Source organism: Thermus brockianus (genome assembly GCF_001880325.1).
Classification (GTDB): Bacteria; Deinococcota; Deinococci; order Deinococcales; family Thermaceae; genus Thermus; species Thermus brockianus.
The window spans coordinates 231,509-257,447 of sequence record NZ_CP016313.1 but is presented as its reverse complement, the minus strand read 5'-3'; the positions used below and the strand labels follow the sequence as shown (position 1 = coordinate 257,447).

The following is a 25,939-nucleotide window of genomic DNA, read 5'->3' as shown; positions in this document are numbered from 1 at the left end:
TCCGTCAGTTATTGTCGGGAAGGCGAACGTACACCACCCCGAGCTCTGGGTCAAGTTGCACGCGGAAAGCTCCCCTGCCCTTCCCGAACTCCCGGCCCACCTCCAGAAGCCTGAGGCCCCGGAGGAGACCGCTTTTTCTCCACGCTGGTGGCGGCTCCTCTTGGGAAAGCTCCTGGGGTATGGGATAGCGGGAGAGGCGCACCGCCCGCCGCCAAAGGGCCACCGCCTCTTCCTTGGAAGGCTCCCCTCTAAGCCTGACAGGCCACCGCCCCTCGGGGTCCAAGTAGAGTCCTTCGTCCTTGCGGTAGACCGGTACCACGGGCACGCTGGGGTCCCCGAGGCGGGTGAGGAGGCGCTGGGTGTGGGGGTCTTCCGCTTCGTCGTCCATTCGGAAGCTGGCGGCGAGGTGGGCTGCGTCCCCTTCGCGGATAAGCCTCTCTGGCTCAGAAAGCGCCACGTTCTTGGCGGTTTCTTCCTCCTTTTGCAAGCGCTCGTGCAGGCGCCGATGGCTTTCTTGGGCCCGTTCCCGTAGCTCTTCAGGGAAAGCTTCGGGTTTTCGCTCGTACACCTCTTCCAAGAGGGCCTCGAGGTCCTGCGGAAACCTGAGCGCATCCCGGTTCCGCAAGGAAACCCACGTGGAGAGGAGGATGTACTCCTCATAAACCCGGTCCCAGTAGAGGTCGCCGCCGAAGTGGGGCTCTTCCAGGCCGCCCACCCAAAGCTGGGGTTTGCCGTGGGGCAAAGGGCGGGGCCTTTCGTGCCGGTGAAGCCTCCCCGCCCGCTGGAAAAGGAGGTCCACAGGGGCCAGGTCGCTATAAAGGAGGTCAAAGTCCAGGTCCAGGCTCTGCTCCGCCACCTGGGTGGCCACGAGGATGGCCCGCTCGGGCCTGGGCCCCCGCTTCCCAAAAAGCGCCAGGGCCACCGTCTCCCGTAAGGCCCTTTCCTCGGCGGGAAAACGGGCGTGGAGGAGGAAGACCAAAGTCCCATCGGGAAGGGCTTTACCCACCACCGCTCCGGCCTTTTCCTCCCTTACCTTTCCTAACTCCGCCCATGGGCCCCCTTCGGATGGGGAGGGGTTGAAGCGGTCCAAAAGGTCCCCCAGCGTGAGGGGCGTACCCTTGCCCAAAGCCTGGTAAAGGGCTTGGGCCCGGTCCACGGTGTTCACCACCGCCCCCAAAACCCCCGGCAGCGCCGCAAGGAGCTCCTTGGCCAGGGCTTCGGGCTCTACCGGTGCGCTTTTCAGGAAGACGCTCTTATCGGGATAGGGCAGGGGTAGGCCCCCAAGAAACCGCTCGCCGAAGGCGGCCAGGCGGGGGTAGGTGGGTAGGTTTTCCCCCGACACTCCCCACGCCGAAAGCAACGCTTCCCGCTTGGCCTTGGGGAGCGTGGCGGTCATGAGGATGACGCTGGAACCTAGGGACTTGAGCCAACGGAGAAGGGCCTCGAGGAGACCCGAAGTGTATGCGTCATAGGCGTGGACCTCATCCAGCACCACCACCCGGTTCATGAGTCCCCAAAGCCGCACGAAGTGGTGCTTGACGGTGAGCACCCCCAACAACGCCTGGTCTAGGGTGCCCACCCCATGGGGGGACAGCATGGCCCGCTTCTTGGCGGAGAACCAGGTGGAAGCGGATACACTTCCTTGCGCTTCGTACACTTGGGCGGGGCGGGCGCGTTCCAGGAGGTCTTCGTAAAGCGGGTTGAGCATGGCCGTGCCGTGTTGGAGCTGGAGGTCTAGGGGTCCAATGCCTAACCCCGCCAAGAAGTCCCGCACCCTAGGGAAAAGGCCGTTGGCCGTTGCCTGGGTGGGTAGGGCCATGTATAGACCGCGGTGGCCCAAACGCTCCACGAGAAGGTGGTATGCGTATAAAGCCGCCTCGGTTTTGCCCATGCCCATAGGCGCTTCCACAAGAAGCAAGATGGGTTCGTGTGTAGATTCCAAAAGCGACGGGATGCCCTTTTGTAGCGCGTTGGGGGGAAAGGGAAAAACTTCGGTGAACCCCTTTTGCCCTCCAGCTTTTGGTCGCGACCATCCCACTTGGTCCAACGCCTTTTCAGCTAGGTCCAAAGCTTCTTGCCAGTAATCGGGCCTCGAGGGATCCCGACCATAGGGGAAGAGGCTTGGATCGGAGGCAATCCAGTCGGCGAAGGAAGTTAGGGCCATAACCCGGAGCACCCCTTGGGGCGAAACTTCTGGGACCTTCGGCACGGGGGCCTTTACCGTCTGGCGAAGGTGCTCCACGAGCCACTTCCGCACCTCTTGCCAAGCTTCGGGCTCTACTTGCACGTGACGGTGGGCTAGGTCCAGTTCCTCTCTCTGAGCAGGAAACCCGTGGTGCGCTCCGAGGGCCCGCGCTAACTGTAAAGAAGCCCTACGCCCTAACCCGAAGGCACGCAAAAACTCCTTCACGTAAATCTCGGTCAAGACGCCGTGGGCTACCCAGGAAGTTTCCGTTTCTAACAACTCCCTTTTCCAGGTAAGCCCAGCTTCCCATACCTTCTTGGCCCCTTCCTCCCAGCCGGCTTGGAAAACCGGGCTGGCCTTGCCGAGGTCGTGGAGTCCCACCAGGAAGGCTACCCAGAGCACCGCTTCTTCCGGCGGCAGGCCCCAGTCCTGGCCGTAGAGGCAAAGGGTGCGTTTAGGCTCCCGCAAGAGAATAGCCCGGGCCACGGAAGCGCTATCCAGCATGTGCCCCAACAGAGGGTGATAGGGGTTTCCGCTTTTGGCCCAGAGGCTTAGCGCAGTTTGGGCAATGTCCACGTTCACCCTTCCGTTCTATACAGCAGACGTGACGGGCGTTGTCGCTTTCTCCAAGACCCTCCGCGCTTCCTCTAACCAAAGGGCCCGGAGCTCAGCCGGGGCCAGAACCTCCACGCGGGGACCGAAGCTTTGGATCCAAGCCAGGACTTCCCAAGGCACACCCCCCTTAAAAGGCGCCGCCTTAAGGCGGGCTAGGAGCCCCCCATCGGGCAGTTCCCGCTCAATCTCCAGGCCAGGGTAGTCCCCCTCTACGACGCGCCACGCCGCTTCGGGGGCGAAGCGAAGGTGAATGTCCATGGCTTCCCCCCTTATCCCTACCACACCCCACGCTTGCCGAAAGTACAGGTTAGGGTCAAAGTCATGGGGAAGCTCGTAAACCTCGTCTAGCAAACGGCCATTGCGCATCCGGGAAAGCTTGAAGGTTAAGACAGAACGATGGTAGGTTCGCTCGTAGCCCACGGCGTAGAGCCCTAGATTAGTGCGGTTGGCCTCCAGAAAATAGACCAAGACCTCCTTCGGTCGCCAGTGCTTAGAACCTCCAGACCGGTATTCAAAGGCAAGCACCCGTCGCTCCAAAAGGGCCCGGGCCACCATTTCCAGGTTCCGGCTATCACCTCTGCGCTCGGCCAGGCCCTCTGTGCTCCTAAGGAGAAGGGTGCGCAATGGCTCGGGAAGCATACGAGCGAGCTTTTCTAGCGCCGCGCCGTACTGCCGAGTGGGGGCTTGGTGGTACAGGAGACGGCCAGCAGCGAAAAGGGCTAAGGCTTCTACGGGATGGAGGGGAGGGGGGCGGTCGGGTATGTGGTAAACGCCACGCCTAACCGGCTCCACCGGGTAGCCTTGGAGGGAGAGGGCCTCGAGGTCCCGCTCTATCGTGCGTTCGCTCACCCCGAAGTGGCGGGCCAGCTCGACAACCCGGTAAGGCCGAAGACGAAGCCGCTCAACCATCTCCAGAAGGCGAGCACTTTTAGACACGCTTGCCATTACCTTCTGAGTCTAACGCTTTTCCGCGGCCGTATGTGGTATTATACCCTAGGCTGGGTGACAGGTCTATTCGCATAGCCCACCAGCAGCAGATCTGACCCAGTGGGGATCTTGACAACTCGCCTTTTGCCCTTTTTTGTACCCTTTCCTCATTAGACACTTAGGTGGGGGGCAGAAAGGGTTTTCGCCGTCTAGGTCATGTGTAGTCCCCACGCACGTGGGGATGGACCGCTCCCCGAGATCATTCAGAGCGAGCCCATCCGTAGTCCCCACGCACGTGGGGATGGACCGCTGGTGGACGCCCGCACGGGGAAGCTCACCGTGTAGTCCCCACGCACGTGGGGATGGACCGGGAACCTCCTCGGAGGAGCCTCAGGAGGTGCGTAGTCCCCACGCACGTGGGGATGGACCGGGGGCCGCGTGCAGCCTCCTCCAACGCACCCAGTAGTCCCCACGCACGTGGGGATGGACCGCTACTAGAGCACCCCCTCCTAGAGAAGTACAAGTAGTCCCCACGCACGTGGGGATGGACCGTCCGTGTTGGAGAAAGCGGAGGGGAGAACATCGTAGTCCCCACGCACGTGGGGATGGACCGACGTGGTGGTGGTCCTCCCGCTCGGGCAGGGCGTAGTCCCCACGCACGTGGGGATGGACCGGTACCCTGACGTGTGGGAGAGGGTAGAAAGAGGTAGTCCCCACGCACGTGGGGATGGACCGTGGAGGACCTGAGCCGGGTGGCCTCTCTCCTGGTAGTCCCCACGCACGTGGGGATGGACCGGCGTAGACCAGGGCGTCCACCATGTCGTCGTGTAGTCCCCACGCACGTGGGGATGGACCGAACATGGACATATCCCTCATCAAACTCGCCATGTAGTCCCCACGCACGTGGGGATGGACCGACCTGGGCGGCGCCGGCCACCTCCGAGGAGCGTAGTCCCCACGCACGTGGGGATGGACCGAACAGCCAGTCCAGCTACTGAAAGGCGTCATGTAGTCCCCACGCACGTGGGGATGGACCTACAGCCACGGCCCCGACCAGTGCCACCACTGGGTAGTCCCCACGCACGTGGGGATGGACCGTACATTTCCTTCCGCAATGCGGCCAATAGCGCGTAGTCCCCACGCACGTGGGGATGGACCGGCGGCCCACTGAATAGGCGACCACTCATCAGAGTAGTCCCCACGCACGTGGGGATGGACCGGATGAGCATCAAGCAGGAGTTAGCCCAGACAGTGTAGTCCCCACGCACGTGGGGATGGACCGTGGGCGGCATTATTCGGGGGGGGTATGAGGAGGTAGTCCCCACGCACGTGGGGATGGACCGAAAGGCCCCCACAACGGCACCCCGATAGCGAGTAGTCCCCACGCACGTGGGGATGGACCATCACCTTGTAAGGGTCCTTCTTCGTCAACGCCGTAGTCCCCACGCACGTGGGGATGGACCAGGTTGCGGTTGATTTATGCCATCAGGGTATCCGTAGTCCCCACGCACGTGGGGATGGACCGGTGTGGGCCGACCTTGACCAGTACGGCAACATGTAGTCCCCACGCACGTGGGGATGGACCAGCCGGCCAGGGCCGCCCCGTAGGAGGCCCCCAGTAGTCCCCACGCACGTGGGGATGGACCGATGGAGCCTTCGCCACGGCCTCGGCGCTTCATGTAGTCCCCACGCACGTGGGGATGGACTGACCAGGTTGGCCCCAGCAATGTGCCGCAGGGTGTAGTCCCCACGCACGTGGGGATGGACTGGTGAGCTAGGCTTAGCTTTGCCGAGCCTGGCTGCCAGATGGGCCTTTTTCACTTCCTCCCTGCCCTTAGCTTCCTGAGGTGGTGTGCGGAATAACCTTCATGTCTACCCTGGTTCGCCAGGGGCTTGTGCTCCATGCCTTTTATCGGTAGACTCCTCGCCAACCGGAGGTGCACCGTGCGGTGGTGGCTTTGGGTTGTGGTCCTTTTGGGAGTTACACTTGCGCAAAAGCCCCAGATCGTCATCGGCACCGGGGGTGTGGGTGGGGTGTACTTTTACTACGGCACGGCGGTGGCGGAGATTCTGAACAAGGCCGGTGTGGTCCAGGCCCAGGCCATGCAGTCGGGCGGCTCCATGGAGAACCTCATGCTCCTCCGGGACCGCACGGACCCCACCCGGGGGCTCTACTACTGCGGCACCGTGCTTCCCGATGCCGCCCTCCTGGCGTTCCAGGGGGAGGAACGCTTTCAGGGGAAACCCGCGCCCGCGCGCGTCCTGTTCACCATGTACCCCAACTACTTCCACGTGGTGACCACGGAGGATAGCGGCATCCGGGTCCTCCAGGACCTCAAGGGGAAGCGCGTCTCCACCGAGGTGGCCGGGGGAATTATTGAGTACGAGGCCCGCCTCCTCATGTCCGCCGCCATCCCGGGGTTTGACCCCAAGGTCCACTTCGGCAAGTGGGAGCGGGTACGGGTGGCGGAGGCGGCCCAGATGCTTTCCGAAGGGAACCTGGATGCTTTTTTCTGGTCCGGGGGCCTGCCCACGGGGAGCATCCTGGAGCTTGCGGGTAGCCTGGCCCGCAAGGGGAAGCGCCTCCTCCTTGTTCCTCTGCCGTCCCAGAGCACCCCGGTGCAGGTCCTCATGCGCCGCTTCCCCGGGGTGGTGGACACGGGCGTCATCCCCAAGGGCGTGTACAACACGCGGTACGATACCCCCACCCTTACCTTCTGGAACCTCTTCGTCTGCCCGGCGAGCCTCCCCGAGGAGCTCGCTTACGCCATGGTCAAAGCGGTCTTTGAGAGCCTCCCCACCCTGCACGCCGCCGTGGCCCCTGCCCGGGACACCACCCTGGAGAACGCCACCCGCTCCCGGAACGGTAAGGTGCCCTACCACGAGGGGGCCGTGCGCTACTTCCGGGAAAGGGGGGTGTGGCGCTAGGGCGTCTGGTAGGCTAACCAGAGGGCTTCCATGGTGGAGAGGCGGGTCTTGGGGAGGGGATCGTAAGGGGTAAGGTTGTGGAGGCGGAGGAGGGGCCTTTCCCCTAGGTCCAGGACGGAAAGCCCGCAGGGGTGCACCTCCAGGGGCAGGAAACCCCTTTGTCCGGTGAGGGCGAAGGTGAGGAGGGCCCGGATCACCCCTCCGTGCGCCACCAGGAGGGCGGTGTTCCAGGGCCTCGCCAGGAGGCGCTCGTAGGCGGGGAGGACCCGGTCCAGGAAGTCGCCGTACCGTTCCCCGCCCAGGAAGCGTTCGGAGAGGTCCTTGGGATGGAATGCTTCCCGGAAAGCCCGCTCCGGGTCCTCCAGGTCCTTGAGCCTCCCGGGGCGGATCTCCTGGAAGTCCGGCCAAGCCTCCACCGGGACCGGCCGCCCCTTGAGGACGAGGGCGAGGGTTTCCTCGGTGCGGGGCAGGCCCGTGTGGAGGGCGAGGTCCAGGGGTACCCTCCGCAGGAGCCTCCCCACCGCTTCCGCCTGCCTTCGCCCCCTTTCCGTGAGGCCCACCCCCTGCGGGGGCACGGGCTTCCCTTGGGGGAAGTAGTCCACCTCGCCGTGGCGCAGGAGGAGAAGCCGCCTCCTCATGGGTAGCGCTCCAGGTACTTGGGGTTGGCTACCTTGAGCTTGCGCGCCACGTGGTCCTTGAGATAGCCGAGGGTGCCGGGCGGGGCGTGGCCCTGGCGGATAAGCCCAGCCAGGGAGGCGAGGAGTTCCCTCACCTCCCCCTGGGCGCCCAAGAGCTTTCCCAAGGCCTCCCGCTCCTCTCGGAGGAGAACCTCCCCCAGGGCCAGCTCCCTCCGGGCTATCCCCAGGGCGTTCAAGGCCACCAGGGTCTGGAAGCGAAGCCTGGGGTCCGTGAGGGCGGGGAGGATTTCCCCTTCTAAGAACTCCGCCACCGCTTCCAGCAACTCGTCCAACGTGGGCCTATCCATACCGCTCCAAAAGGTGGAGGATCTCGTACTCCATCTCCGCCGCCAGCCTGCCCAAGACAGCGAGCTCCACGCTCCGCTCTTCCCCCCGAAGGTGCCTCCGGGCCTGCTTTAGCGCTCCCAGGCCCCAGCGCGCGTTGCCTAGGACTTCCCACCAGAAAAGCTCTTCCTCCCCGATGTCCTGGCCCGACCGGGCGTTGTAGCGCTCAAGGAAGGGCCCCACCTCGCCCACGCCCCCAAGGCGCTTGCGGTCCTCGCCGAAGCGCCAGGCCCGCACCAGGGGCCAGGCCAGGTCCTCCCGGGGATCCCCCAGATGGGCGAACTCCCAGTCCAGGACAGCCACCAGCCCCTCCTCGTTTACCAGCAGGTTGCCGATGCGGAAGTCCCCGTGGACCAAGACCAAGGGGCGTTCCCGGGGTGGATGGTCCAGGAGCCAGCGGAGACCCCACTCCAGGGCGGGGTGGGGTTCCTCCAGGGCGTCCAGGTCCTGGTACGCCGTTTCCAGGGCGGCGCGCCACGGGGGCGATGTGGGGGCGGGGAGGAAGAGCACCTTTTCCAGGGGGATGGCGTGGATCTTGGCGAGCTCCTCCGCCATGGCCTCGGGAAGCCGCTCCCGGGCCCTTTGGTACTCCGGCCGCCGCACCACCCGGGCACCGATGGACTCCCCCTCGAGGCGGCGCATGAGGAAGGCCTCCTTGCCCTCGAGGTCCGGAAGGTACACCAGGGGTTCCGGCACCCGCACCCCTTGGGCCTGGGCCAGCGTCAGGATGCGGAACTCCGTGGCCAGGCTGAGGGTGCCCCGGTAGATAACCCCCCCCGCCACCCGGCGCAGGAAGAGGGGGTGGAGGATGTCCCCCGTGCGGTAGTCCACCGCCCAGGCCTCCTTGGAGGCCCCTCCGGGGAGGCGCTGGAGCCGGACCACCTCCCCTTGGCCCAGGAGCTCCCTCAGGGTGGCCTCCAGCGCTTCCTTCATGGCCTAAGCCCCTTAAAGAGGGCCCGCTTCCCCACGGAGGCCCGGTGGACTTCGCTAGGCCCATCGTAGATGCGGAAGGGGCGCACCTCCCGGTAGAAGATGGAGAGGGGTATGTCCTCGCTGATCCCCAGGGCCCCGGTGATCTGCACCGCCCGGTCCACGGCCCGGTTCACCGCTTCCGAGACGAAGACCTTGGCCATGGAGGCCTCGTGCCGGATCCTCTCCCCACGGTCCAGCTTCCAGGCGGCGTGCCAGACCATGAGCCGGGCGGCGTGGAGCTCCATGTGGCTGTCGGCGATCATGAACTGGACGCCCTGGTGTTCGGCCAGCTTCTTTCCAAAGGAATCCCGCCGCAGGGCGTAGTCCTGGGCGAGTTCCGTGGCCCGGACCCCCACGCCGAGCCAGCGCATGCAGTGGGTGAGCCGGGCGGGGTCCAGGCGTAGCTCGGCGTAGGCGAAGCCCTTGCCCACCTCGCCCAAGACGGCGTCCTCCCCCACCTCGCACTCTTCCAGGACCAGCTCCCCGTGCCCCCCTATGGACCAGTGGTCCATGGTGGGAATGGTGCGCACCAGCTTGAGGCCCGGGCTGTCCCGCTCCACGAGGAAGAGGGTGGGGCCCTCCTCCGCCCGGGCCAGGACGAGGAAGAAGGCCGCCCCCTCCGCCCCCGTGGTGAACCACTTCCGTCCATTGAGGACGTACTTACGACCCCGCCGCTTCGCCGTGGCCTTGAGGAGGGTGGGATCGGCCCCGGCGCCCATGGGCTCGGTCATGGCGAAGCCGGAGCGCACCTCCCCAGCCACCAGGGGCTCCAGGTAGCGCTTTTTCTGTTCGGGGCTCGCCACCTTGTGCAGGAGGTGCATGTTGCCCTCGTCGGGCGCGGCGGCGTTGAGCGCCCTGGGGCCCAGGAGGCTCCTTCCCGCCTCCTCCAGGACCACCGCCAGCTGGGTCCAGGAAAGGCCTAGCCCCCCTAGCGCCTTGGGCATGTGGGGCAGGAAGATCCCCCAGGCCCGCGCCTCCTCTTGGAGCGTTCGGGTGAGGGCCTCAAGGTTCGCCGGGGTCGCTTCCCGCTCCCGGGGGATGACCCGCTCCTCCAGGAAGGTCCGCACCCGCTCCCTTAACGCCTCCGTTTCCCGGTCCACCGAGAAGTCCATCCTGCACCTCCTTCGGGGCGAAGTGCTTGGTGAGGAAGCGGTGGAAGCGGCGGATCATCCGTTCCTGCCGCTCTATGCTGGAGAGCACCTCCCCCGTTTTCCGCCACATATCCCAAAGCTCCTCGTCCGAAAGGGGAATTTCCTCCCGGCGCCAGTCCTGCCGGTAGGTGCCGTCGGGATAGAAGATGGCCTTCTTGAGGGCCATGATCTTGCGAATCTCTTCCAAGGTGAAGCCCAGTTGGTTGAGGTCTTGGATGTCCTGGACCAGGTAGAGGGCAAAGTCGGTGTACAGCTTGCGCCCTCCCTGGGTGAGGGCGCCGGGTTCCAGAAGCCCGAGCTGGGCGTAGTGTTGCAGGATGCGCCGCGAGACGCCGCTTGCCCGGGCGAGGTCGCTCAGGGTGTAGAGGGAGGGGAGCGTTGACGGCATGGTGCTAGTTTAGCACAAGGGATGGCAAAAAAGACATGAATGTTCACTCTTGACATACCTTGTCGTAATCCCTATAGTGGGCGCAAAGCGCGGAGGGCAAAATGGCGGCCTATTGGCAGCCGGAGCTGGAGACCATGCCGCGGCGGGAGCTGGAGGCGTTGCAGCTTAAGCGCCTTCGGGAACAGGTGGAGCGCCTTTACCGGGAAAGCCCCTTCTTCCGCGAGAAGTGGGCCGGCATTTCCCTAGAGATCCGCCACCTGGAGGACCTCGCCCGTTTCCCCCCGGTAACCAAAGAGGAGCTTAGGGAGGAGCAGCGCCTCCACCCCCCCTTGGGGCGCTATGCGGTGGCCCCGGAGGCGGCTTGGCGGGAGTACCACCCAAGTAGCGGCACCACCGGCTTCCCGGTGGGCACGGTGTGGAGCGAAAGGGATGTGGAGCACATCACCCAAGTGACCGCCAGGACCCTTTTCGCCTACGGGCTACGGCCCGGGGACATCCTCCTCAACGGTTTCAGCTACGGTCTCTGGGTTGCGGGGATGGCGGTGCACCACGCCGCCCGTGCCCTAGGCCTCTTCGTCCTGCCGGTGGGGGCTGGGCAAACGGAACGCCACCTGGAGCTCCTCTCCCGCTTTCGGCCCAAGGCCCTCACCGCTACCCCCTCCTTTGGGCTCTACCTGGCCGAGGCCCTTAAGGAGAGGGGTCTGGAGAGCCCCTTGCGCATAGGGGCCTTCGGTGGGGAGGCGGGGACGGAAAACCCCGCTACCCGGAGCCGGTTGGAGGGGGGTTTGGTCTGGCGTGCCTACGACTACTACGGCTTGGCGGAGATGGGACCCACCTTTGCGGGGGAGTGCGCCTACCAACAGGGGCTCCACTTCGCCGAGGACCATTACCTGGTGGAGGTGGTGGATCCCGAAACCCAAGAGCCCCTTCCGGAGGGGGAGGTGGGCGTCCTGGTGCTCACCCACCTCACCCGGGAGGCCACGCCCTTGGTGCGCTACTACACGGGGGATCTGGCCCGGATCACCAAGGAGCCTTGCCCGTGCGGCCGCACGCACCTGCGGGCCGTGGGGGGCATCCTGGGCCGCGTGGACGATCTCGTGGTCTACCGCGGGGCCAAGTTCTATCCCACCCAGGTGGAGGAGGTGGTGCGGCGCTTCCCCGAGCTGTCCAGCGAGTACCGGATAGAGGTCCGCGAGGCGGGCGGAGTGGTGAGGGACGTGACGGTGGTGGTGGAGCTGGCGCGGCCCGGGGAGGGGGGAGAAGGGATGGTGGAAAGGCTCCGGCAACGCCTCAAGGAGGCCCTGGGGGTGACGCCTGGGGTCCGCCTCGAAGCCCCCGGCACCCTGGAGCGGACCGCCTTTAAGGCCAAACGGGTGGTGCGGCATGCCGGGGCTTGAGGGGCTTCCGGTCCTGGTGGTGGGGGCCACGCGGGGGATCGGCCTGGCGGTGGTGGAGGAGCTCGTCCGCCAGGGGGCGAGGGTGGGCGTCACGGGCCGGGATCCGGACCGGGTGCGGGACGTGGCCGAGCGGCTTGGCCTCTGGGGCATGGCCGTGGACGCGCGGGACCGGGGGCGCCTGGAGGAGGCGGTGGCTCGCTTCGCCCGGGAGGTGGGGCTCTATGGCCTGGTCTACAACGCCGGCACCAGCCCCGCCTTCACCCGGGCCGACCGCTTGCCCCTGGAGGTTTGGGACGAGGTCCTCGCCGTGAACCTTACCGGGGCCTTCGTGGCGGCCCGGGCCTTCGCCCAGGCGCTGGAGGGGCCAGGGAGCCTGGTCCTGGTGGGCTCGGTCCTGGGCTTCCGGGGGGGCGCCCGGCTGGCCGCTTACACGGCGTCCAAGGCGGGGCTTTGGGGGCTTGCCCGCTCCTTGGCCTTGGACTGGGGGGAACGGGGCATCCGGGTGAACCTCGTGGCCCCGGGCTGGACGGCGACGGATATGACGGAGGGCTTGCGGAACCACCCCAGGCTTGGCCCCGCCATCCTGCGGGAGATCCCCTTGGGGCGGATGGCCCGGCCCGAGGAGGTGGCGAGGGTGGTGGCCTTCCTCCTGGAGCCGGAGAACGCTTACCTGACGGGGGGCGTCTACGCCGTGGACGGCGGCGTGGGAGCGAGATAGGAGGTGGTCTATGAAGGTCTTGAGGTGGATTGCGGTCTTGGCGTTGGCGGCTGGCTTGGCGTGGGCCCAGGGACAGCAGCCCATCAAGATCGGGGCGCTTTTTATCCTGAGCGGCAACTTCGCCGGCTACGGCAAGTCGGGCTCGCAAGGGGCCCAGCTGGCGGTGGACGAGATCAACGCCCGGGGAGGTGTCCTGGGCCGTCCCTTGCAGCTCATCGTGGTGGACGACCAGGGGAACCCGGAGGTGGGGGTGAGGGAGGCCCGCAGGCTTATCCTCCAGGAAAAAGTGGACTTCCTCTTCGGCATTGACTCCAGCTCGGTCTCCCTGGCGGTGGCGCCCCTCACCGACGAGTACAAGATCCCCCTGGTGGTCACCCATGCGGCGACCCCGACCCTAACGGAACAGTGCCGGCCCTTCGTCTTCCGCACCTCCAACAACGCCCGCATGGACGCGTGGGCGGCGGCGGCCCTGGCGGCCACCCTGCCCGTGAAGCGATGGGCCAACATTGGCCCCGACTACGAGTTTGGCCGGGTTTCCTGGCAGGACTTCATCACCCGGCTGAAGCAGTTGCGTCCCGATGTGGAGGTGGTAAGCGAGCAGTGGCCCCGCTTTGGCTCCACGGACTACGCCAGCTTCATCACCGCCCTGATGCGGGCGCGGCCGGAAGGGGTCTTCTCCACCCTGTGGGCGGGGGATATGGTCATCTTCGCCCGCCAGGCCAAGGCCTTTGGCTTCTTCAACCAGGTGCGCTACTTCGTGAACCCCGTGGGGGCCGCCCTCGAGGTCCTCGCTCCCTTGGGTAAGGAGGCCCCGGAGGGGCTCCTCGTCTCGGCCCGCTACTGGTTCCTCTACCCCAACACCGAGCGGAACCGGGCCTTTGTGGAGGCCTACCGGAGGCGCTTTAACGAATACCCCAGCTACAACGCCCAGGAGGCCTACGCCGGGATGCACATGCTCGCCCTGGCCATCCAGAAGGCCCGCTCCACCCAGGCGGAGGCGGTGCGCCGGGCCTTTGAGGCCGACGGCGGGCTCACCTACGAGGCGCCGGAGGGGCGGAAACGCATGCGCCCCGAGGACCACCAGGTGTTTGAAGGGCTCGTCTGGGGCTACACCAAGCACGCATCCGAGTACCCCTTCGCCATCCTGGACCGCATGCGCATCATCCCGGCCACGGACACGGTGTACCCCACGCAGTGCAAGCGGTAGGCCATGGAGCTGGGCTTTTACCTCCTGCAACTCCTCACCGGTTTGGCCTACGCCAGTACCCTCTTCCTCCTCGCCGTGGGGCTTTCCCTCATCTTTGGGGCCATGGGCATCGTGAACTTCGCCCACGGCTCCTTTTACATGCTGGGGGCCTACTTGCTCTACGCCTTCGCCCGGGGCCAGGCGGAGGGCTTTTGGCAGGGGCTCTTGCTGGTGGCGGCGGCGGGGGTGGTGATCGGGGCGCTGGTGGAACGCCTCTTCATCCGGCCCATCTACCGAAGGCCGGAGGAGTACCAGATCCTCCTCACCTACGCCCTCCTCCTCATCCTCGAGGACCTCGTGCGCTTCGCCTTCGGCGCCGCCTACCGCTCCTTCCCCATGCCCCCCGCCTTCGCCCATCCCCTTTTCGTCTTGGGTACCCCGTTTCCCAGCTACTACCTCTTCCTGGTGGGCTTGGCCGCATTGGTGGCCCTCCTCCTTTGGGCCTTTCTCCAGCGCACGCGGCTCGGCGTGTGGGTCCGGGCGGCCACCCAGGACCGGGAGATGCTGGAGGCCTTGGGGGTCAACGTTCCCCTGCTCTACACCGCCGTCTTCTCCGGGGGAATCGCCCTGGCCGCCCTGGGCGGGGCGGCCCTCCTTCCCCTCCAGGCCGCTACCCCCGGCATGGCGGTGGACGCCGTGATCCAGGCCTTCATCGTGGTGGTGATCGGGGGTTTGGGTAGCGTCTGGGGCGCCCTCTTGGGGGCGGTGCTCATGGGGTTAATCCAGGCTTTTGGGATCCTCCTGTTCCCGGAGATGGCCATGGTCTTCCCCTTCGCCCTGATGGCCCTGGTCCTGCTCCTCCGTCCCTGGGGCCTCCTGGGGCGTCCACCGGCGGTGCGGACATGAGGCTTCTTCTCCTCTTCCTCATCCTGGCGGGTTTGGGTCCAGCCCTCTCGGAGTATGGGCTCAAGCTGGCCAGCGAGGCCTTGGTCCTAGGGCTCTACGCCATGGCCTTTAACCTCCTCTTCCACCAGGCGGGCCTCCTCTCCTTTGGCCAGGCGGCCTTTTTCGGCATCGGGGCCTACACCATGGCCCTCCTGGTGAGCCGTGCGGGGTGGCCCTTCCTCCTCACCCTGCCCTTCGCCCTCCTCACCGCAGGCTTAGCGGCGGCCCTCATCGGGTTCCTGAGCCTGCGCCTCACCCGCATCTACTTCACCATGCTCACCCTGGCCTTCGCCCAGCTCTTCTACGCCGTGGCCCACAAGTGGTACGCCTTCACCGGGGGGGACAACGGGATCACGGACCTGAGGCCCCAGGGCATCCTGGGGGAGAGCCTGCCCTTCTACTACCTGGCCCTCTTCGCCTTCGCCCTGGGGGTGGGCTTCCTCGCCCTTCTGGATCGGTCGCCCTTCGGCTACGCCCTCCGGGGGCTACGGGACAACCGGGCCCGGGCCGAGGCGGTGGGGATTGGGGGGTTGAGGCACCTCCTCCTGGCCTTCGTGATCTCCGGCGCCCTCTCGGGCTTGGCGGGGGCCCTCCAAGGGGCGCTGCAGCGCTCCGTTTTCCCGGACTACCTCTTCTGGACCCGCTCGGCCGAGGCCATCCTGGCCACCATCCTGGGGGGGAGCGGGGTCTTCCTGGGGCCCGCCGTGGGGGCCGCCGCCTTCCTCTTCCTTAGGGTCTTGGTCCAGGCGCAGACGGAGTACTGGCCCTTTTTCCTGGGGGTTATCCTCCTCCTCACCGTGCTTTTCTTCCCCAAAGGGATCGCCGGGGTGGGGGAGGGGGTGGCCCGGAGGTTAAGGAGGGTGCAGGGTGGCGCTTAAGGTGGAAGGGGTGTACAAGTCCTTCCAGGGCTTTTTGGCCCTGGGCGGGGTTTCCCTGGAGGTGCGGGAGGGGACCTTCCACGCCCTGGTGGGGCCCAACGGGGCCGGGAAGACCACCCTCTTTAACGTCATCACCGGGCGCCTGGTCCCGGACCGGGGGAGGGTGTACTTCCGGGGGCGCGAGATCACGGGCTGGCCCACCCCCAAGGTGGCCCGGCTGGGCGTCGCCATCGCCTTCCAAAGGGCCCAGCCCTTCGCCTCCATGACCGTCCTGGAGGCGGTGGTCCTGGCCCGGCTCGGCTACACCGGGAACACCCTAAAGCTCCTTAAGCCCCTGGTCCGCTTCCCCGAGGCCCGGGCCAAGGCGGAGGAGGCCCTGGGCAAGGTGGGCCTCGAGGCCCACGCGGGGCGCCGGGTGGCGGAGTTGCCCTTGGGGGACCTCAAGCGTCTGGACGTGGCCATGGCCCTCGTGGCCGAGCCCAGGCTTCTCCTTTTGGACGAGCCCTTGGCCGGGCTTTCCCGGGCGGAACGCCGGCGCATGGTGGACTTTATCGGCGAGCTATTGCGGCGGGAAGGCGTGACGCTTCTTTTCACCGAGCACGACACCGAGGCGGTGCTGGCCCTGGCGGACCGGGTCACCGTGCTTCACCAGGGCCAGGTGCTGGCGGAAGGCGCGCCCGAGGAGATCCGGGGCGACCCGGCGGTGCGGGCGGCCTTCCTGGGAGGGAGCGCATGAGCCTGGTGGTGGAGGACTTGCGGGCGGGCTACGGGGAGATCCCGGTCCTTCACGGGGTGAGCTTGCGGGTGGAAGAGGGGGAGGTGGTGGCCCTGCTTGGCCGGAACGGGGCAGGCAAGACCACCCTGATCAAGGCGGTCATGGGCCTGGTGCGCCGCTTTTCCGGGCGCCTATCCTACCGCCACCACGATATCAGCGACTGGCCCCCTTACCGCCGGGCCCGGCTGGGCCTGGGCTATGTGCCCGACGACCGCCGCATCTTTCCCGAGCTCACCGTACGGGAAAATCTCCTGGTGGCCGCCCGGCCTGGCCCCTGGAACCTGGAGCGGGTCTTCCAAATCCTGCCGCGGTTGGCGGAGATCCAAAACCGCCGGGGCGGGCTCCTGTCTGGCGGCGAACAGCAGATGCTCACCATCGCCCGCACCCTCCTCACCAACCCCACCCTCCTGCTCCTGGACGAGCCCACGGAGGGCCTCGCCCCCCTGATCGTGGAGGAGATCGCCCGCCTGGTCCTGGCCCTGAAGGCGGAGGGCATGCCCATCCTCCTGGCGGAGCAGAACCTCCGCTTCACGGGGAGGGTGGCGGACAGGGCCTACGTTCTGGAAACGGGAGAGGTGCGCCTGGAGGGCCCCATGGAGGACCTGCTCCAAAGCGACCAGGTGGTGGCCCTCCTCTCCCTTTAGTCCCCGGCTTGGCTCAACGGGGGCTCCCGGGCAGGAGCCGGGCGAGGAGGGGCACCAGGAGGAATACCAGGAAAACCCGCACCGTGTGGAAAAGGCCCACCAGCCCGGCGTCCCCCCCTTCCACCCGGCTCAAGGGGCCCATGCCGGTGATGCCGCCGGGGGAGAGAGCGAAGAAGAGGGCGTGCGGGCTGAGGCCGAGGAGCCGGGCGTAGGCGAAGGCCAAGAGAAGGGCGAGGGCCAGGAAGCCGAGGGCGGCCAGGGCGGCCCAGGGCAGGAGCCACCCCTGGAGGAGGTCCCTGCGAAAGGCCAGGCCCACCACGACCCCGGCGAGGAGCTGGGCCAGGAGGTCCAGCCCCGCCGGCGCCGGCGAGGGGGTAGGGGAGAGGGCTTGGGAGAGGCCCGCCCCCAGCATGGCCCCCACCACCGCCCCCCCGGGGAGGCCCAGGCGGTGGAAGGCGAGCCCCAGAAGGAGCCCAAGGAGGAGAGGGCGGAGGAGTTCCATGCCCTTGGGTATACCCCTAGGAGGGCCTACCCGGCAAGCTCCGGGATGGGGGCCTTCCGTTAAAGGGGCTTCCCCAAGGGCTTTGCGCCGGAGAGAACGAGCGGGAAAATAATGAAAAAGACCTTGTCCGGGTGAGGGCGGTGGCGTATAGTCCCCCTTGTAGGCATTAGCAAGGAGGTGGAGGCCATGAAGTGGACGGTGTGGCTTTTGGCGTTGTTGGGTGTGGGGGCTTTAGGGCAACAGTCCCGCCCCGCTTCCGATCCCCAGGTGGTGGAAGCGGCCCGCAGGGAAGGCCGTCTCATCATCTACTCTTCCACGGACCAAGCGAGCGCCCAAGCGCTTTTGGACGATTTCCGCCGCCTTTACCCCTTTATCCAGATAGAGTACAATGACCTTGGTACCCAGGCCATCTACGACCGGTTTGTGAGCGAAACCGCGGCGGGGGCGCGGAGCGCTGACCTCCTCTGGTCCAGCGCCATGGAGCTCCAGGTGAAGCTGGCGAGCCAGGGCTATGCCCTGCCCTACGATTCCCCGGAGGCCAGGAACTGGCCCGCCAATGCCCGCCTGCAGAACCTGGCCTACGGCACCACCCTCGAGCCGGCGGTGGTGGTCTACAACCGCCGCTTCCTCAAGCCCGAGGAGGTGCCCACCACCCGGGAGGGTCTGGTGCGCTTCCTGCAGGAGCCCAGGATGCGGGGACGCGTGGCCACCTGGGACCCCGAGCGGAGCGCCGTGGGCTTCACCATCCTCAAGGCGGATTACGACCGCTACCCGGCTTTTCAGGACCTGGTGCGGGCGTTCGGCAGGGCCCAAGCCTCCCTCTACTCCTCCACCGGGGCGGCCTTTGAAAAGATCATCTCCGGTGAGCACTACCTGGCCTACGGCTTCTTCGGGTCCTACGCCCTTCTGCGCCAGCGCACGGTGAAGGATCTGGGCATCGTCTACCTCACCGACGGGACGGTGGCCATCCAGCGGGTGGCCTTCATCAACCGGCGGGCGGCGAACCCCAACGCCGCCAAGCTCTTCCTGGACTACCTCCTTTCCCTCCGGGGCCAGAACCTCATGGCCTACACCGCCCTCATCTTCGCCCGGCGGGAGACGGTGGTGGGCGAGGCCACGCCCCAGGCCCTGTACAAGGCGGTAGGGGGCAAGGACAAGGTCTACGCCATCCCCGTATCCCCGGAGATCCTGAAGAACCTGGACCCGCAGGAGCGCTTGCGCTTCCTCACCTTCTGGCGGCAGGCCATCCGCGGCCAGTAGGGGGTTGGGCGTGCCCGGCCGGAGCGCCCCTTCGCCGAACCTGGCCCTTTCCCTCCTCCTGGGGCTGGTGGCGGTCCTGGTGCTGGCTCCCTTGGGGATCCTCCTCTACCAAAGCCTTCTCAGCGCCCCCTTCTTCGCGCCGGTGAAGCGCCTTGCCCTCGAGGCCTACCGCTACCTCCTCCACGACCCCTACTTCTTTGAGGCCCTGAGGAACTCCTTCGTCATCGGCCTCGGCATGGTGGGGGTAGCGGTCCCCTTAGGGGGCCTCTTCGCCTTCTTGGTGACCAGGACGGATCTTCCCTTCGCCCGGTTCTTTGAGCTCCTCCTCCTCGCCCCCATCTTTATCTCCCCCATCATCCTGGGCATTGGGTTCATCGTGGTCTTCGGCCCTTCGGGTCTGGTGTCCGGCCTGGTGGAAACGGCCTTCGGCCGAGTCCCTTGGACCATTTACACGCTTCCCGCCATCGCGGTCATCGCCGGCCTCACCCACGTGCCCTACGTCTACCTTTACGTGGCTAGCACCATCCAAAACGTGGACGCCTCCCTGGAGGAGGCGGCCCGGGTGGCCGGGGCGCGGCCCTTCTGGGTGGCGGTAAGCGTCACCTTCCCCTTGGTGCGGCCCGCCCTGGTCTATAGCGCCGCCCTCATGCTCCTCTTGGGGTTTGAGCTTTTCGGCCTACCCCTGGTCCTGGGGGACGCTAAGGGCATCATGGTCATCACCACCTACCTCTACCGCCTCACCGCCATCACCGGCACCTCCGCCTACCACCTCATGGCGGCGGTGGGCGTGGCCATCGTGGTCATCGCCCTGGCCCTGGTGCTTCTTCAGCGCTATCTGGTGGGGCGGATGGAGGGGCGGTACGTGGCCATCGGGGCCCGGGGTTACCGCACGGAGAGGCTTCCCCTGGGCAAGCTCCGCCACGTGTGGGCTCTCCTTCTCGCCCTCTACCTCTTGGTGGCGGTGGTCCTCCCGGTATTGGGCGTGGTCTTCCGGAGCCTGGTCATCAGCTGGGGGCCAGGGGTGGACCTTCGCGAGGTCCTCACCCTAGGCCACTACCTGGAGGTCTTCAAGCTCCCGAACCTGAGCCGGGCGGTGACCAACACCCTGGTGGTGGCCGCTTTAGGAGGGGCCCTGGCCCTGGCCTTCTACCTTCTTATCGCCTTGGGGATCCAGCGGGGTGGGGGCTACGGCCGGGTCTTGGACTATCTGGCGGGCCTGCCCCGAGCGGTGCCGGGGATCGTCATGGGCCTAGCCTTCCTCTGGCTCTTTCTCTTCCTCAAGCCCATCGCCCCCCTCCGCAACACCCTCTTCGCCCTCATCCTGGCCTACACCGTGGTCTGGATGCCCTACGGGGTCCGCCTCCTCACCGCCGCCCTCCTCCAGGTGGGGCGGGAGGTGGAGGAGGCGGCGCGCATCGCTGGGGCCTCTCCGGTGAAGGCCTTTGTGCACGGTACCCTTCCCCTCCTCAAGGGGGGAGTTCTCACCGCCTGGTTCCTCCTCTTCATCCAGTTCGTGCGGGAGTACTCCACGGGGGTCTACCTGCTCACGGCGGGTACGGAGGTGCTGGGGGCCCAGATCGTGGCCCTCTGGGGGACGGGGGCGGTGGACGTGATCGCCGCCCTGGCCACCCTGCAGGTGGTCATCGTGAGTGCGGTCTTCCTGCTGGCGAACCGCCTTGGGGTGCGGCCCCAGGGGCTTTGAGGTGCGGCCATGACCGAGAAGCGCGCTGCGAGCTTGTTTTCTGGGGTGACGGGGGAGGAGGCCCCCTTGGTGGTGGAGGCCTTGGAGGTGCGGCTCGGGGAGAACCCTGTCCTCAAGGGGGTGGATCTCACCGTGGCGCCCGGGGAGGTGGTGGCGCTGTTGGGCCCCTCGGGTTCGGGCAAGACCACCCTCCTCCGGGCGGTGGCGGGCCTGGTGCGCCCCAGCGGGGGCCGGATCGCCCTTGGGGCCACGGTCTTCTTTGATGGGAAAAGGGGGGTCTTCTTGCCCCCCGAGCGGCGGGACCTGGGCCTCGTCTTCCAGTCCTACGCCCTCTGGCCCCACCGCACGGTGTTTGAGAACGTGGCCTACGGGCTTCGGCTCCGGCGGGTGCCAGAGAAGGAGGTACGGGAGCGGGTGCTCCACCTCCTGGACCGTTTGGGGCTGACGGGTCTTGAGGGGCGCTATCCCGGGGCCCTTTCCGGGGGGCAGCAACAGCGGGTTTCCCTGGCCCGCGCCCTGGCTTACAATCCCAGGCTCCTCCTCCTGGACGAGCCCCTTTCCAACCTGGACGCCAAGCTCAGGGACCAGGCCAGGGTCTGGCTCCGGGAGACCCTTAAGGCCACGGGCAAGGCCGCCCTTTTTGTCACCCACGACCAGGCGGAGGCCATGGCCATCGCCGACCGCATCGCCCTTTTGAACGAGGGCCGCGTGGAGCAGGTGGGGACGCCGGAGGAGCTTTACCGCAACCCCCGGACCCTCTTCGTGGCCGACTTCCTGGGTAACCCCAACGTGGTGGAGGCCCTGGTGGTGGCCTTGGAGGAGCCTTGGGCGAGGCTAGAGCTCTCTGGCTTCCCCGTGCGGGCACGGGCCATGGGGCCTTTGGTGCCGGGGCGGCTCGCCAAGCTCGTCCTCCGCCCCGAGGCCTTGCGCCTGGCGGGGCCAGGGGAGGTGAATGTCCTGGAAGGGGAGCTCGCCCATTCCCTCTACCTCGGGATGCACCACGAGCACTGGGTGGGGGTAGGGGAGGCGCTTCTCCGCTTCTATAGCCCCCTCCCCCTTCCTGGGCCCAGGTTGCGCCTGGCCTTCGATCCGGAGGCCGCCTTGGCCTACCCCGCCGAGGGGGGATAATGGCCTTGTGGTGCGCCCCTTAGCGGTGCCCCTTCTGGCCCTTTGCCTTGGGCTTTGGGTCCTGGAGGCCTTCCGGGGAAATGCGCTCCTGTCCGAGGCGCTCCTGGCGGAAACCCGGCGGGTGGCCGAGGCGGGGGCGGTGCTGGAACGCCTGGGTGGCCGGCGCACGGAAAACCCCCCTAGCCCCTTGCCCCTCCCCGGGGGCCGGCCTGCGAGGGTGCGGGAAAGCGTGTCCGCCGGCTACCGGGTGATCGTCTTCCAGGACCAGGCGGAAGTCAGGCGGCTTGCGGAAAGCCTCACGCAAAGCCGCCGCCACCTGGACCTGTTGCGGGCCCAGGCCCATGAGTTCCAGAACTTTTTGCACCTCCTCGGGGGTCTCCTGGAGCTTGGGCGGGTGGAGGAAGCCCTGCGGCTTTTGCGGAGGGAGGGCGAGGCGGAGGCCCGGCTGGAAGCGGTGTTGGCCCGGGTGGAGCTTCCCCTCTTGGCGGCCCTCCTTTTGGGCAAGTGGCGTCGGGCCCAGGAACTTGGCGTGGAAATGGACCTGGAAGGACAACTTCCTGCCCAATACGCTCCCTTGGGGGACCTGCTCGCCTCCGTTCTGGGCCAGCTTTTGGAAAACGCCCTCGAGGCGGCGGCCCAAAACCCTGGGGGACAGGTACGGCTCCGCTTTAGGGCGGGGGAGGAGGGTCTTTCCGTGGAGGTGTGGGACAACGGCCCGGGGCCCCAAGGGGAAGCCCTCTTCCAGCCCGAAGCCAGCAGCCGGGGGGCGGGCCGGGGCTATGGCCTGGCCTTGGCCCGCACCCTGGTCCAGGCGGCGGGGGGAGGCTAGGGTACCGGCGGCAGGAGGGCTGGACCGTGTTCTGGGTAGCCTTCGGTAAACCATGGACCGCGCGCTCATCGTAGAGGACGATCCCCGGGTGGCCTCCTTGCACCGGGCCTTTTTGGAGGCGGAAGGGGTCCAGGTGGTGGGGGTGGTGGCGGGCCTCGAGGCGGCCCTTTCCGCCCTAGCGCTGGAGCCCGATCTGGTCCTCCTGGACCTCTACCTTCCCGATGGCCACGGGCTGGACCTCCTACCCGCCTTGGTGGGCACGTACGTCATCGTCATCACCGCCGCCAAGGACGTGCCCACGGTGGAACGGGCCCTCTTGGGCGGGGCCATGGACTACCTGGTGAAGCCCTTTGGGCAAAGCCGCCTGAGGGAGGCCCTAAGCCGCTACCGGGCCTTCCGCGCCCTCAGGCGGAAGGGCGAGGTTTCCCAAGCCGACTTGGACCGCCTCCTCGCCCGCAGGCGGACGCCCAAGGGCCTGGACCCCCTCACCCTGGAACGGGTCCTTTCCCTCTTCGGGGGACGGGAGGCCCTCACCGTGGAGGAGGTGGCCCTGGCCTTGGGCCTTTCCCGGGTCACCGCCTGGCGCTACCTGGAGGGGATGCGGAGGGAAGGGCTTTTGGAAGGGGAGACTGACCCAAAGGGCCAGGGGCGGCCCTTGCGGCGTTACCGCTTGGCGGGGAGCTAACCTCCCCCCCGCAGGATCCGCTCCCGGTACCAGAGGGCGCTCCGCTTGGGGATGCGCCGTCCCGTGGGATAGTCCACGTAGAGGAGCCCGAAGCGCTTGGTGTAGCCGTGGGCCCACTCAAAGTTGTCCAGAAGGCTCCAGGCGAAGTACCCCCTGACGTCTACGCCTTCGCTCCGCGCCCTACCCACCGCTTCCAGGTGGCTTTCCAGGTAAGCCACCCGCTCGGGGTCCTCCACCACCTCTTCCCCTCGCCAAAGGTCCGGGTAGGCGGCCCCGTTTTCCGTGACGAAGAGGGGCCAAGGGGTTTCCCGGGCCAGGCGCCTCAGGAGGCGGTAGAGCCCCTCGGGGTAGACCTCCCAGCCCATGGCCGTGGTGGGCCTTTCCGGGGGCAGGTAGCGCACCGGCAAGAGGCCTTCCCCCCGGGCCACCCGGGCCCGGGTGTAGTAGTTCACCCCGAGGAAGTCCAGGGGCCTTGCCATGCGCTCCAGGTCCTTGGGATAGATGGGGACGCTGGGTGGGTTGGCGAAGGGGCTTTCGGGGTAACCCCGGCCCAAGAGGGGGTCCAGGAAGAAACGGTTGTGGTAGCGGTCCGCCCGCTCCACCGCTTCCTCGTCCTCCCCCTCCACCCAGGTGAAGTTCAGGACGATGCCCACCCGCTTGGCCCCGGCGGCCCGCAAGGCCTCCACGGCCAGGCCGTGGCCCAGGAGGAGGTGGTGGGCGGCGCGGAGGGCGGCCTCGAGGTTCCGGAGCCCGGGGGCATGCTCGCCCGTGAAGTGGCCCAGGAAGGCGCTGCACCAGGGCTCGTTGAGGGTGGCGAAGTAGGGGACGCGGTCGGCCAGGGCCCGGGCCACCAAGGCGGTGTACTCGGCGAAGGCGTAGGCGGTCTCCCGGCTCCGCCACCCGCCCCGTTCCTCCAAGGCCCAGGGGAGGTCCCAGTGGTAGAGGGTGAGGAAGGGGGTGATCCCCGCTTCCAGGAGGGCGTCCACGAGGCGGTCGTAGAAGGCGAGGCCCTTCGGGTTGATGCGCCCCTTTCCCCCGGGGAGGATGCGGGGCCAGGCCACGGAGAAACGGTAGGCCTTTAGGCCCAGCCAACGCATCCACTGCAGGTCCTCGCGCCAACGGCGGTAATGGTCGCAGGCGGGTTCGCCCGAGCTCCCATCCCGGATGGCCCCGGGGCGTTGGCAGAAAACGTCCCAGATGGAAGGCCCTCGCCCATCCTCCCCCGTGGCCCCTTCGATCTGGTAGGCGCTGGTGGCCGCGCCAAAGAGAAAGCCTTCCTTTTCCACAAGGCACCTCCTATCCCTTGACCGCCCCTGCCGTGAGGCCCTGGATGAGCCAGCGTTGCACTAGGAAAAAGAGGAGGAGGACGGGCAGCGTGGCCACGGTGGCGGCGGCCATGACCAGGTCGTAGCGGTTCTGGAAGTTACCCACGAAGTTGCGGATGCCCACGGGGATGGTGGCGGTGGCCTCGGTGGTGAGGATCTGGGCGAAGAGGAGCTCGTCCCAGGCGGTGAGGAAGATGTAGACGGCGGTGGCGGCGATGCCCGGCAGGGCCAGGGGCAGGATCACCCGGTAAAAGGCCTGGAAAGGGGTGGCCCCGTCCACCAGGGCCGCCTCCTCCAGCTCCTTGGGGATGGAGGCGAAAAAGCCCCGCAGGATCCAGATGCTTATGGGCACGAAGAAAGCCGTGTAGGTGAGGACCAGGCCCGTGTAGCTCCCCACGAGCCGCACCTCGAGGCCCAACGCCTCCCTAGCCCAGTTCTGAAAGGCAATGTACATGATGTAGATGGGGATGAGAAACAGGATGCCCGGGATGACCTGGGTGAGGAGGACACTCCCCCCGAAAAGCTCGGCTCCCGGGAAGCGGAACCGGGCCAGGGCGTACCCCGCCAGGGTGGCCACCCCTAAGGCGAAGAGGGTGGTGAGGGTGCAGACCAGAAGGGAGTTCTTTAGGTACTGGAAGAAGGGCAGGGCCCGCCAGATCTCCAGGTAGTTTCCCCACTGGGGCGCCTTAGGGAAGAGGCTTCCCGTGGCCGCCTCCAGCTGGGTCATCAGGGAGGTGTTCACCATCCAGAGGATGGGGAAGAGTTGCCCTAAAAGGCCCAACACCAGGACGCCCCCGGCGCCCCACGCCAGCCAACGTTCCTCGCGCATTCGTCACCTCGCTTTCAGGTCTTCCCGGAAGGCCCGGTACCAGAAGAGGATGAGGACCAGGGTCAGGAGCATGTACAGGGTGCTAGCGGCGGCCCCCAGGCCGAAGTTCCACATGCCGAAGGTGTTCCGGAAGAGGTTGGTCATGAGGAGGTCCCCCCACTCCCCGGGGTACCCGGCCCCGTGGCCGAACATCATGTAGACGATGTTGAAGCTGTAAAGCGTCCCCAGGAGGCCATAGAGGAGGAGGATGGCCGTCACGGGGCGAAGGGAGGGCCAGGTAATGTACCGGAAGCGTTGCCACGGGGTAGCTCCGTCCACCTTGGCCGCCTCGTAGAGCTCCTGGGGGATGGCCTGGAGGGCCGCCAGGTAGGTGACCATGACGAAGGGCCAGCCCCGCCACACCGTGGGTAGGACGATGGCGAGGAAGGTGAGGGGGCCGATGAGCCAGTGGGGCTTCTCGGGCAGGAGGTGGAGCACGTCCACGAGGAGGGTGTTGATCACCCCGTTTTTGAGCCACATGAACCCCCACAGGAGCCCCACCACGTAGCTGGGCACCACCCAGGGTAGGAGGAAAAGCGTTCGCCCAAGCCCCCGCAGGAAGAGGGGTCGGTTGAGGACGTGGGCAAAGAGGAGTCCGAGGGAAAGGGTCAGGGCATTCACCACCAGGGCGTAGAGCAAGGTGGTGCGCACGGCATAGAGGAAGCCCGTGCGGAAGGTGGACTGGGGGTCAAAGAGGATCTCCCGGTAGTTCGCCAGGCCCACGAAGGGGGCGCCGAGGTAAAGCCGCAGGGTGCTCAGTTTTAGGTCTAAAAAACCCATGTAGATGCCCTGGAGCATGGGGCCATAGTGCACCAGGAGCATGCCTAAGAGGGCAGGGGCCACGAAGAGGTAAGCGAGGCCGTACCGTTGCCAGAATCGGAAAAGGGCCATGGTATTGGGGTAAGGGGG

At 66.8% G+C, this 25,939-nt stretch carries 24 protein-coding genes and 1 CRISPR repeat array; of the genes, 13 read left to right on the top strand and 11 right to left on the bottom strand.

Translation table 11 applies throughout. The annotated features are described in order from the left end of the window. Window positions 1-4 precede the first annotated feature (4 nt). Both A0O31_RS12185 and A0O31_RS12180 read right to left on the bottom strand, forming a co-directional pair. Window positions 5-2,761: a CRISPR-associated endonuclease Cas3'' gene (locus tag A0O31_RS12185; protein WP_152024491.1), complete on the bottom strand. Its 2,757-nt coding sequence runs from the start codon at window positions 2,759-2,761 to the stop codon at window positions 5-7. Between the two features lie 15 nt (window positions 2,762-2,776). Beyond that, window positions 2,777-3,745 (bottom strand): helix-turn-helix transcriptional regulator, encoded by a 969-nt coding sequence (locus A0O31_RS12180; RefSeq protein ID WP_071678203.1) that lies wholly within the window; start codon window positions 3,743-3,745, stop codon window positions 2,777-2,779. A 202-nt stretch (window positions 3,746-3,947) separates the two neighbouring features. Continuing rightward, window positions 3,948-5,496: direct repeats of the CRISPR family, unit length 29 nt; unit sequence GTAGTCCCCACGCACGTGGGGATGGACCG. A gap of 175 nt (window positions 5,497-5,671) precedes the next feature. Here A0O31_RS12180 and A0O31_RS12175 point away from each other — a divergent pair. Continuing rightward, a complete protein-coding gene (locus A0O31_RS12175) occupies window positions 5,672-6,655 on the top strand; it encodes a TAXI family TRAP transporter solute-binding subunit (RefSeq protein ID WP_071678202.1) in 984 nt (327 codons plus the stop codon). On the opposite strand, the gene A0O31_RS12170 is transcribed toward A0O31_RS12175, so the two are convergent. From A0O31_RS12170 to A0O31_RS12150, 5 genes are read right to left on the bottom strand one after another with little or no spacing between them, the layout of a single operon-like run. Then, the gene (locus tag A0O31_RS12170; RefSeq protein WP_071678201.1) at window positions 6,652-7,293 is read right to left on the bottom strand and encodes a histidine phosphatase family protein; all 642 of its coding nucleotides are present in this window, start codon (window positions 7,291-7,293) and stop codon (window positions 6,652-6,654) included. The two genes, A0O31_RS12175 and A0O31_RS12170, sit on opposite strands and share 4 nt — an antisense overlap. Beyond that, window positions 7,290-7,640, bottom strand: coding sequence for a DUF6285 domain-containing protein (locus tag A0O31_RS12165; RefSeq protein ID WP_071678200.1), 351 nt, complete (start codon window positions 7,638-7,640; stop codon window positions 7,290-7,292). Before A0O31_RS12165 ends, A0O31_RS12170 begins: the two co-directional genes overlap by 4 nt. Continuing rightward, window positions 7,633-8,610 carry a phosphotransferase family protein gene (locus A0O31_RS12160; RefSeq protein ID WP_071678199.1) on the bottom strand — a complete coding sequence of 326 codons (978 nt, stop codon included), beginning with the start codon at window positions 8,608-8,610 and terminating at the stop codon, window positions 7,633-7,635. The genes A0O31_RS12165 and A0O31_RS12160 overlap by 8 nt, the downstream gene beginning before the upstream one ends. Then, window positions 8,607-9,761 carry an acyl-CoA dehydrogenase family protein gene (locus A0O31_RS12155; protein WP_071678198.1) on the bottom strand — a complete coding sequence of 385 codons (1,155 nt, stop codon included), beginning with the start codon at window positions 9,759-9,761 and terminating at the stop codon, window positions 8,607-8,609. Before A0O31_RS12155 ends, A0O31_RS12160 begins: the two co-directional genes overlap by 4 nt. Further along, window positions 9,652-10,188 (bottom strand): MerR family transcriptional regulator, encoded by a 537-nt coding sequence (locus A0O31_RS12150; RefSeq protein ID WP_071678282.1) that lies wholly within the window; start codon window positions 10,186-10,188, stop codon window positions 9,652-9,654. Before A0O31_RS12150 ends, A0O31_RS12155 begins: the two co-directional genes overlap by 110 nt. Window positions 10,189-10,289: 101 nt before the next feature. Here A0O31_RS12150 and A0O31_RS12145 point away from each other — a divergent pair, with 101 nt between their 5' ends. Genes A0O31_RS12145 through A0O31_RS12115 form a run of 7 tightly spaced genes read left to right on the top strand, consistent with a single transcriptional unit; the run spans window position 10,290 to window position 16,731 of the window. Further along, window positions 10,290-11,585: a phenylacetate--CoA ligase family protein gene (locus A0O31_RS12145; RefSeq protein ID WP_071678197.1), complete on the top strand. Its 1,296-nt coding sequence runs from the start codon at window positions 10,290-10,292 to the stop codon at window positions 11,583-11,585. Next, window positions 11,572-12,303: an SDR family NAD(P)-dependent oxidoreductase gene (locus A0O31_RS12140; protein WP_071678196.1), complete on the top strand. Its 732-nt coding sequence runs from the start codon at window positions 11,572-11,574 to the stop codon at window positions 12,301-12,303. Before A0O31_RS12145 ends, A0O31_RS12140 begins: the two co-directional genes overlap by 14 nt. A 10-nt stretch (window positions 12,304-12,313) precedes the next feature. Beyond that, on the top strand, window positions 12,314-13,510 hold the full coding sequence (locus A0O31_RS12135; RefSeq protein WP_071678195.1) for an ABC transporter substrate-binding protein: 1,197 nt from the start codon (window positions 12,314-12,316) through the stop codon (window positions 13,508-13,510). Between the two features lie 3 nt (window positions 13,511-13,513). After that, window positions 13,514-14,395: a branched-chain amino acid ABC transporter permease gene (locus tag A0O31_RS12130; protein ID WP_071678194.1), complete on the top strand. Its 882-nt coding sequence runs from the start codon at window positions 13,514-13,516 to the stop codon at window positions 14,393-14,395. Further along, window positions 14,392-15,312: a branched-chain amino acid ABC transporter permease gene (locus A0O31_RS12125; protein WP_071678193.1), complete on the top strand. Its 921-nt coding sequence runs from the start codon at window positions 14,392-14,394 to the stop codon at window positions 15,310-15,312. The genes A0O31_RS12130 and A0O31_RS12125 overlap by 4 nt, the downstream gene beginning before the upstream one ends. After that, window positions 15,302-16,048: an ABC transporter ATP-binding protein gene (locus A0O31_RS12120; protein ID WP_071678192.1), complete on the top strand. Its 747-nt coding sequence runs from the start codon at window positions 15,302-15,304 to the stop codon at window positions 16,046-16,048. Before A0O31_RS12125 ends, A0O31_RS12120 begins: the two co-directional genes overlap by 11 nt. Next, window positions 16,045-16,731, top strand: a complete 687-nt coding sequence (locus tag A0O31_RS12115) for an ABC transporter ATP-binding protein (RefSeq protein WP_071678191.1) — start codon at window positions 16,045-16,047, stop codon at window positions 16,729-16,731. Before A0O31_RS12120 ends, A0O31_RS12115 begins: the two co-directional genes overlap by 4 nt. A gap of 13 nt (window positions 16,732-16,744) precedes the next feature. On the opposite strand, the gene A0O31_RS12110 is transcribed toward A0O31_RS12115, so the two are convergent. Continuing rightward, on the bottom strand, window positions 16,745-17,233 hold the full coding sequence (locus A0O31_RS12110; RefSeq protein ID WP_071678190.1) for an AbrB family transcriptional regulator: 489 nt from the start codon (window positions 17,231-17,233) through the stop codon (window positions 16,745-16,747). Between the two features lie 186 nt (window positions 17,234-17,419). Between A0O31_RS12110 and A0O31_RS12105 the strand changes: the two genes are divergently transcribed. Genes A0O31_RS12105 through A0O31_RS13515 form a run of 5 tightly spaced genes read left to right on the top strand, consistent with a single transcriptional unit; the run spans window position 17,420 to window position 22,837 of the window. Then, window positions 17,420-18,493 carry an ABC transporter substrate-binding protein gene (locus A0O31_RS12105; RefSeq protein ID WP_071678189.1) on the top strand — a complete coding sequence of 358 codons (1,074 nt, stop codon included), beginning with the start codon at window positions 17,420-17,422 and terminating at the stop codon, window positions 18,491-18,493. A gap of 10 nt (window positions 18,494-18,503) precedes the next feature. Beyond that, window positions 18,504-20,195, top strand: coding sequence for an ABC transporter permease (locus A0O31_RS12100; protein ID WP_237259061.1), 1,692 nt, complete (start codon window positions 18,504-18,506; stop codon window positions 20,193-20,195). Window positions 20,196-20,204: 9 nt separating this feature from the next. Next, a complete protein-coding gene (locus tag A0O31_RS12095; RefSeq protein WP_071678187.1) occupies window positions 20,205-21,323 on the top strand; it encodes an ABC transporter ATP-binding protein in 1,119 nt (372 codons plus the stop codon). A 10-nt stretch (window positions 21,324-21,333) separates the two neighbouring features. Beyond that, window positions 21,334-22,152 carry a sensor histidine kinase gene (locus tag A0O31_RS12090; protein ID WP_237259060.1) on the top strand — a complete coding sequence of 273 codons (819 nt, stop codon included), beginning with the start codon at window positions 21,334-21,336 and terminating at the stop codon, window positions 22,150-22,152. 52 nt (window positions 22,153-22,204) lie between these two features. Then, on the top strand, window positions 22,205-22,837 hold the full coding sequence (locus tag A0O31_RS13515) for a response regulator (protein WP_071678185.1): 633 nt from the start codon (window positions 22,205-22,207) through the stop codon (window positions 22,835-22,837). On the opposite strand, the gene A0O31_RS12080 is transcribed toward A0O31_RS13515, so the two are convergent. The 3 genes from A0O31_RS12080 to A0O31_RS12070 are packed head-to-tail and all read right to left on the bottom strand — an operon-like array spanning window position 22,834 to window position 25,921. After that, window positions 22,834-24,123: a GH1 family beta-glucosidase gene (locus A0O31_RS12080; protein ID WP_071678184.1), complete on the bottom strand. Its 1,290-nt coding sequence runs from the start codon at window positions 24,121-24,123 to the stop codon at window positions 22,834-22,836. The genes A0O31_RS13515 and A0O31_RS12080 overlap by 4 nt on opposite strands. A 10-nt stretch (window positions 24,124-24,133) precedes the next feature. Continuing rightward, window positions 24,134-24,991, bottom strand: coding sequence for a carbohydrate ABC transporter permease (locus A0O31_RS12075; protein ID WP_152024488.1), 858 nt, complete (start codon window positions 24,989-24,991; stop codon window positions 24,134-24,136). 3 nt (window positions 24,992-24,994) lie between these two features. Beyond that, window positions 24,995-25,921 (bottom strand): carbohydrate ABC transporter permease, encoded by a 927-nt coding sequence (locus A0O31_RS12070; RefSeq protein ID WP_071678183.1) that lies wholly within the window; start codon window positions 25,919-25,921, stop codon window positions 24,995-24,997. Window positions 25,922-25,939: the final 18 nt, after the last annotated feature.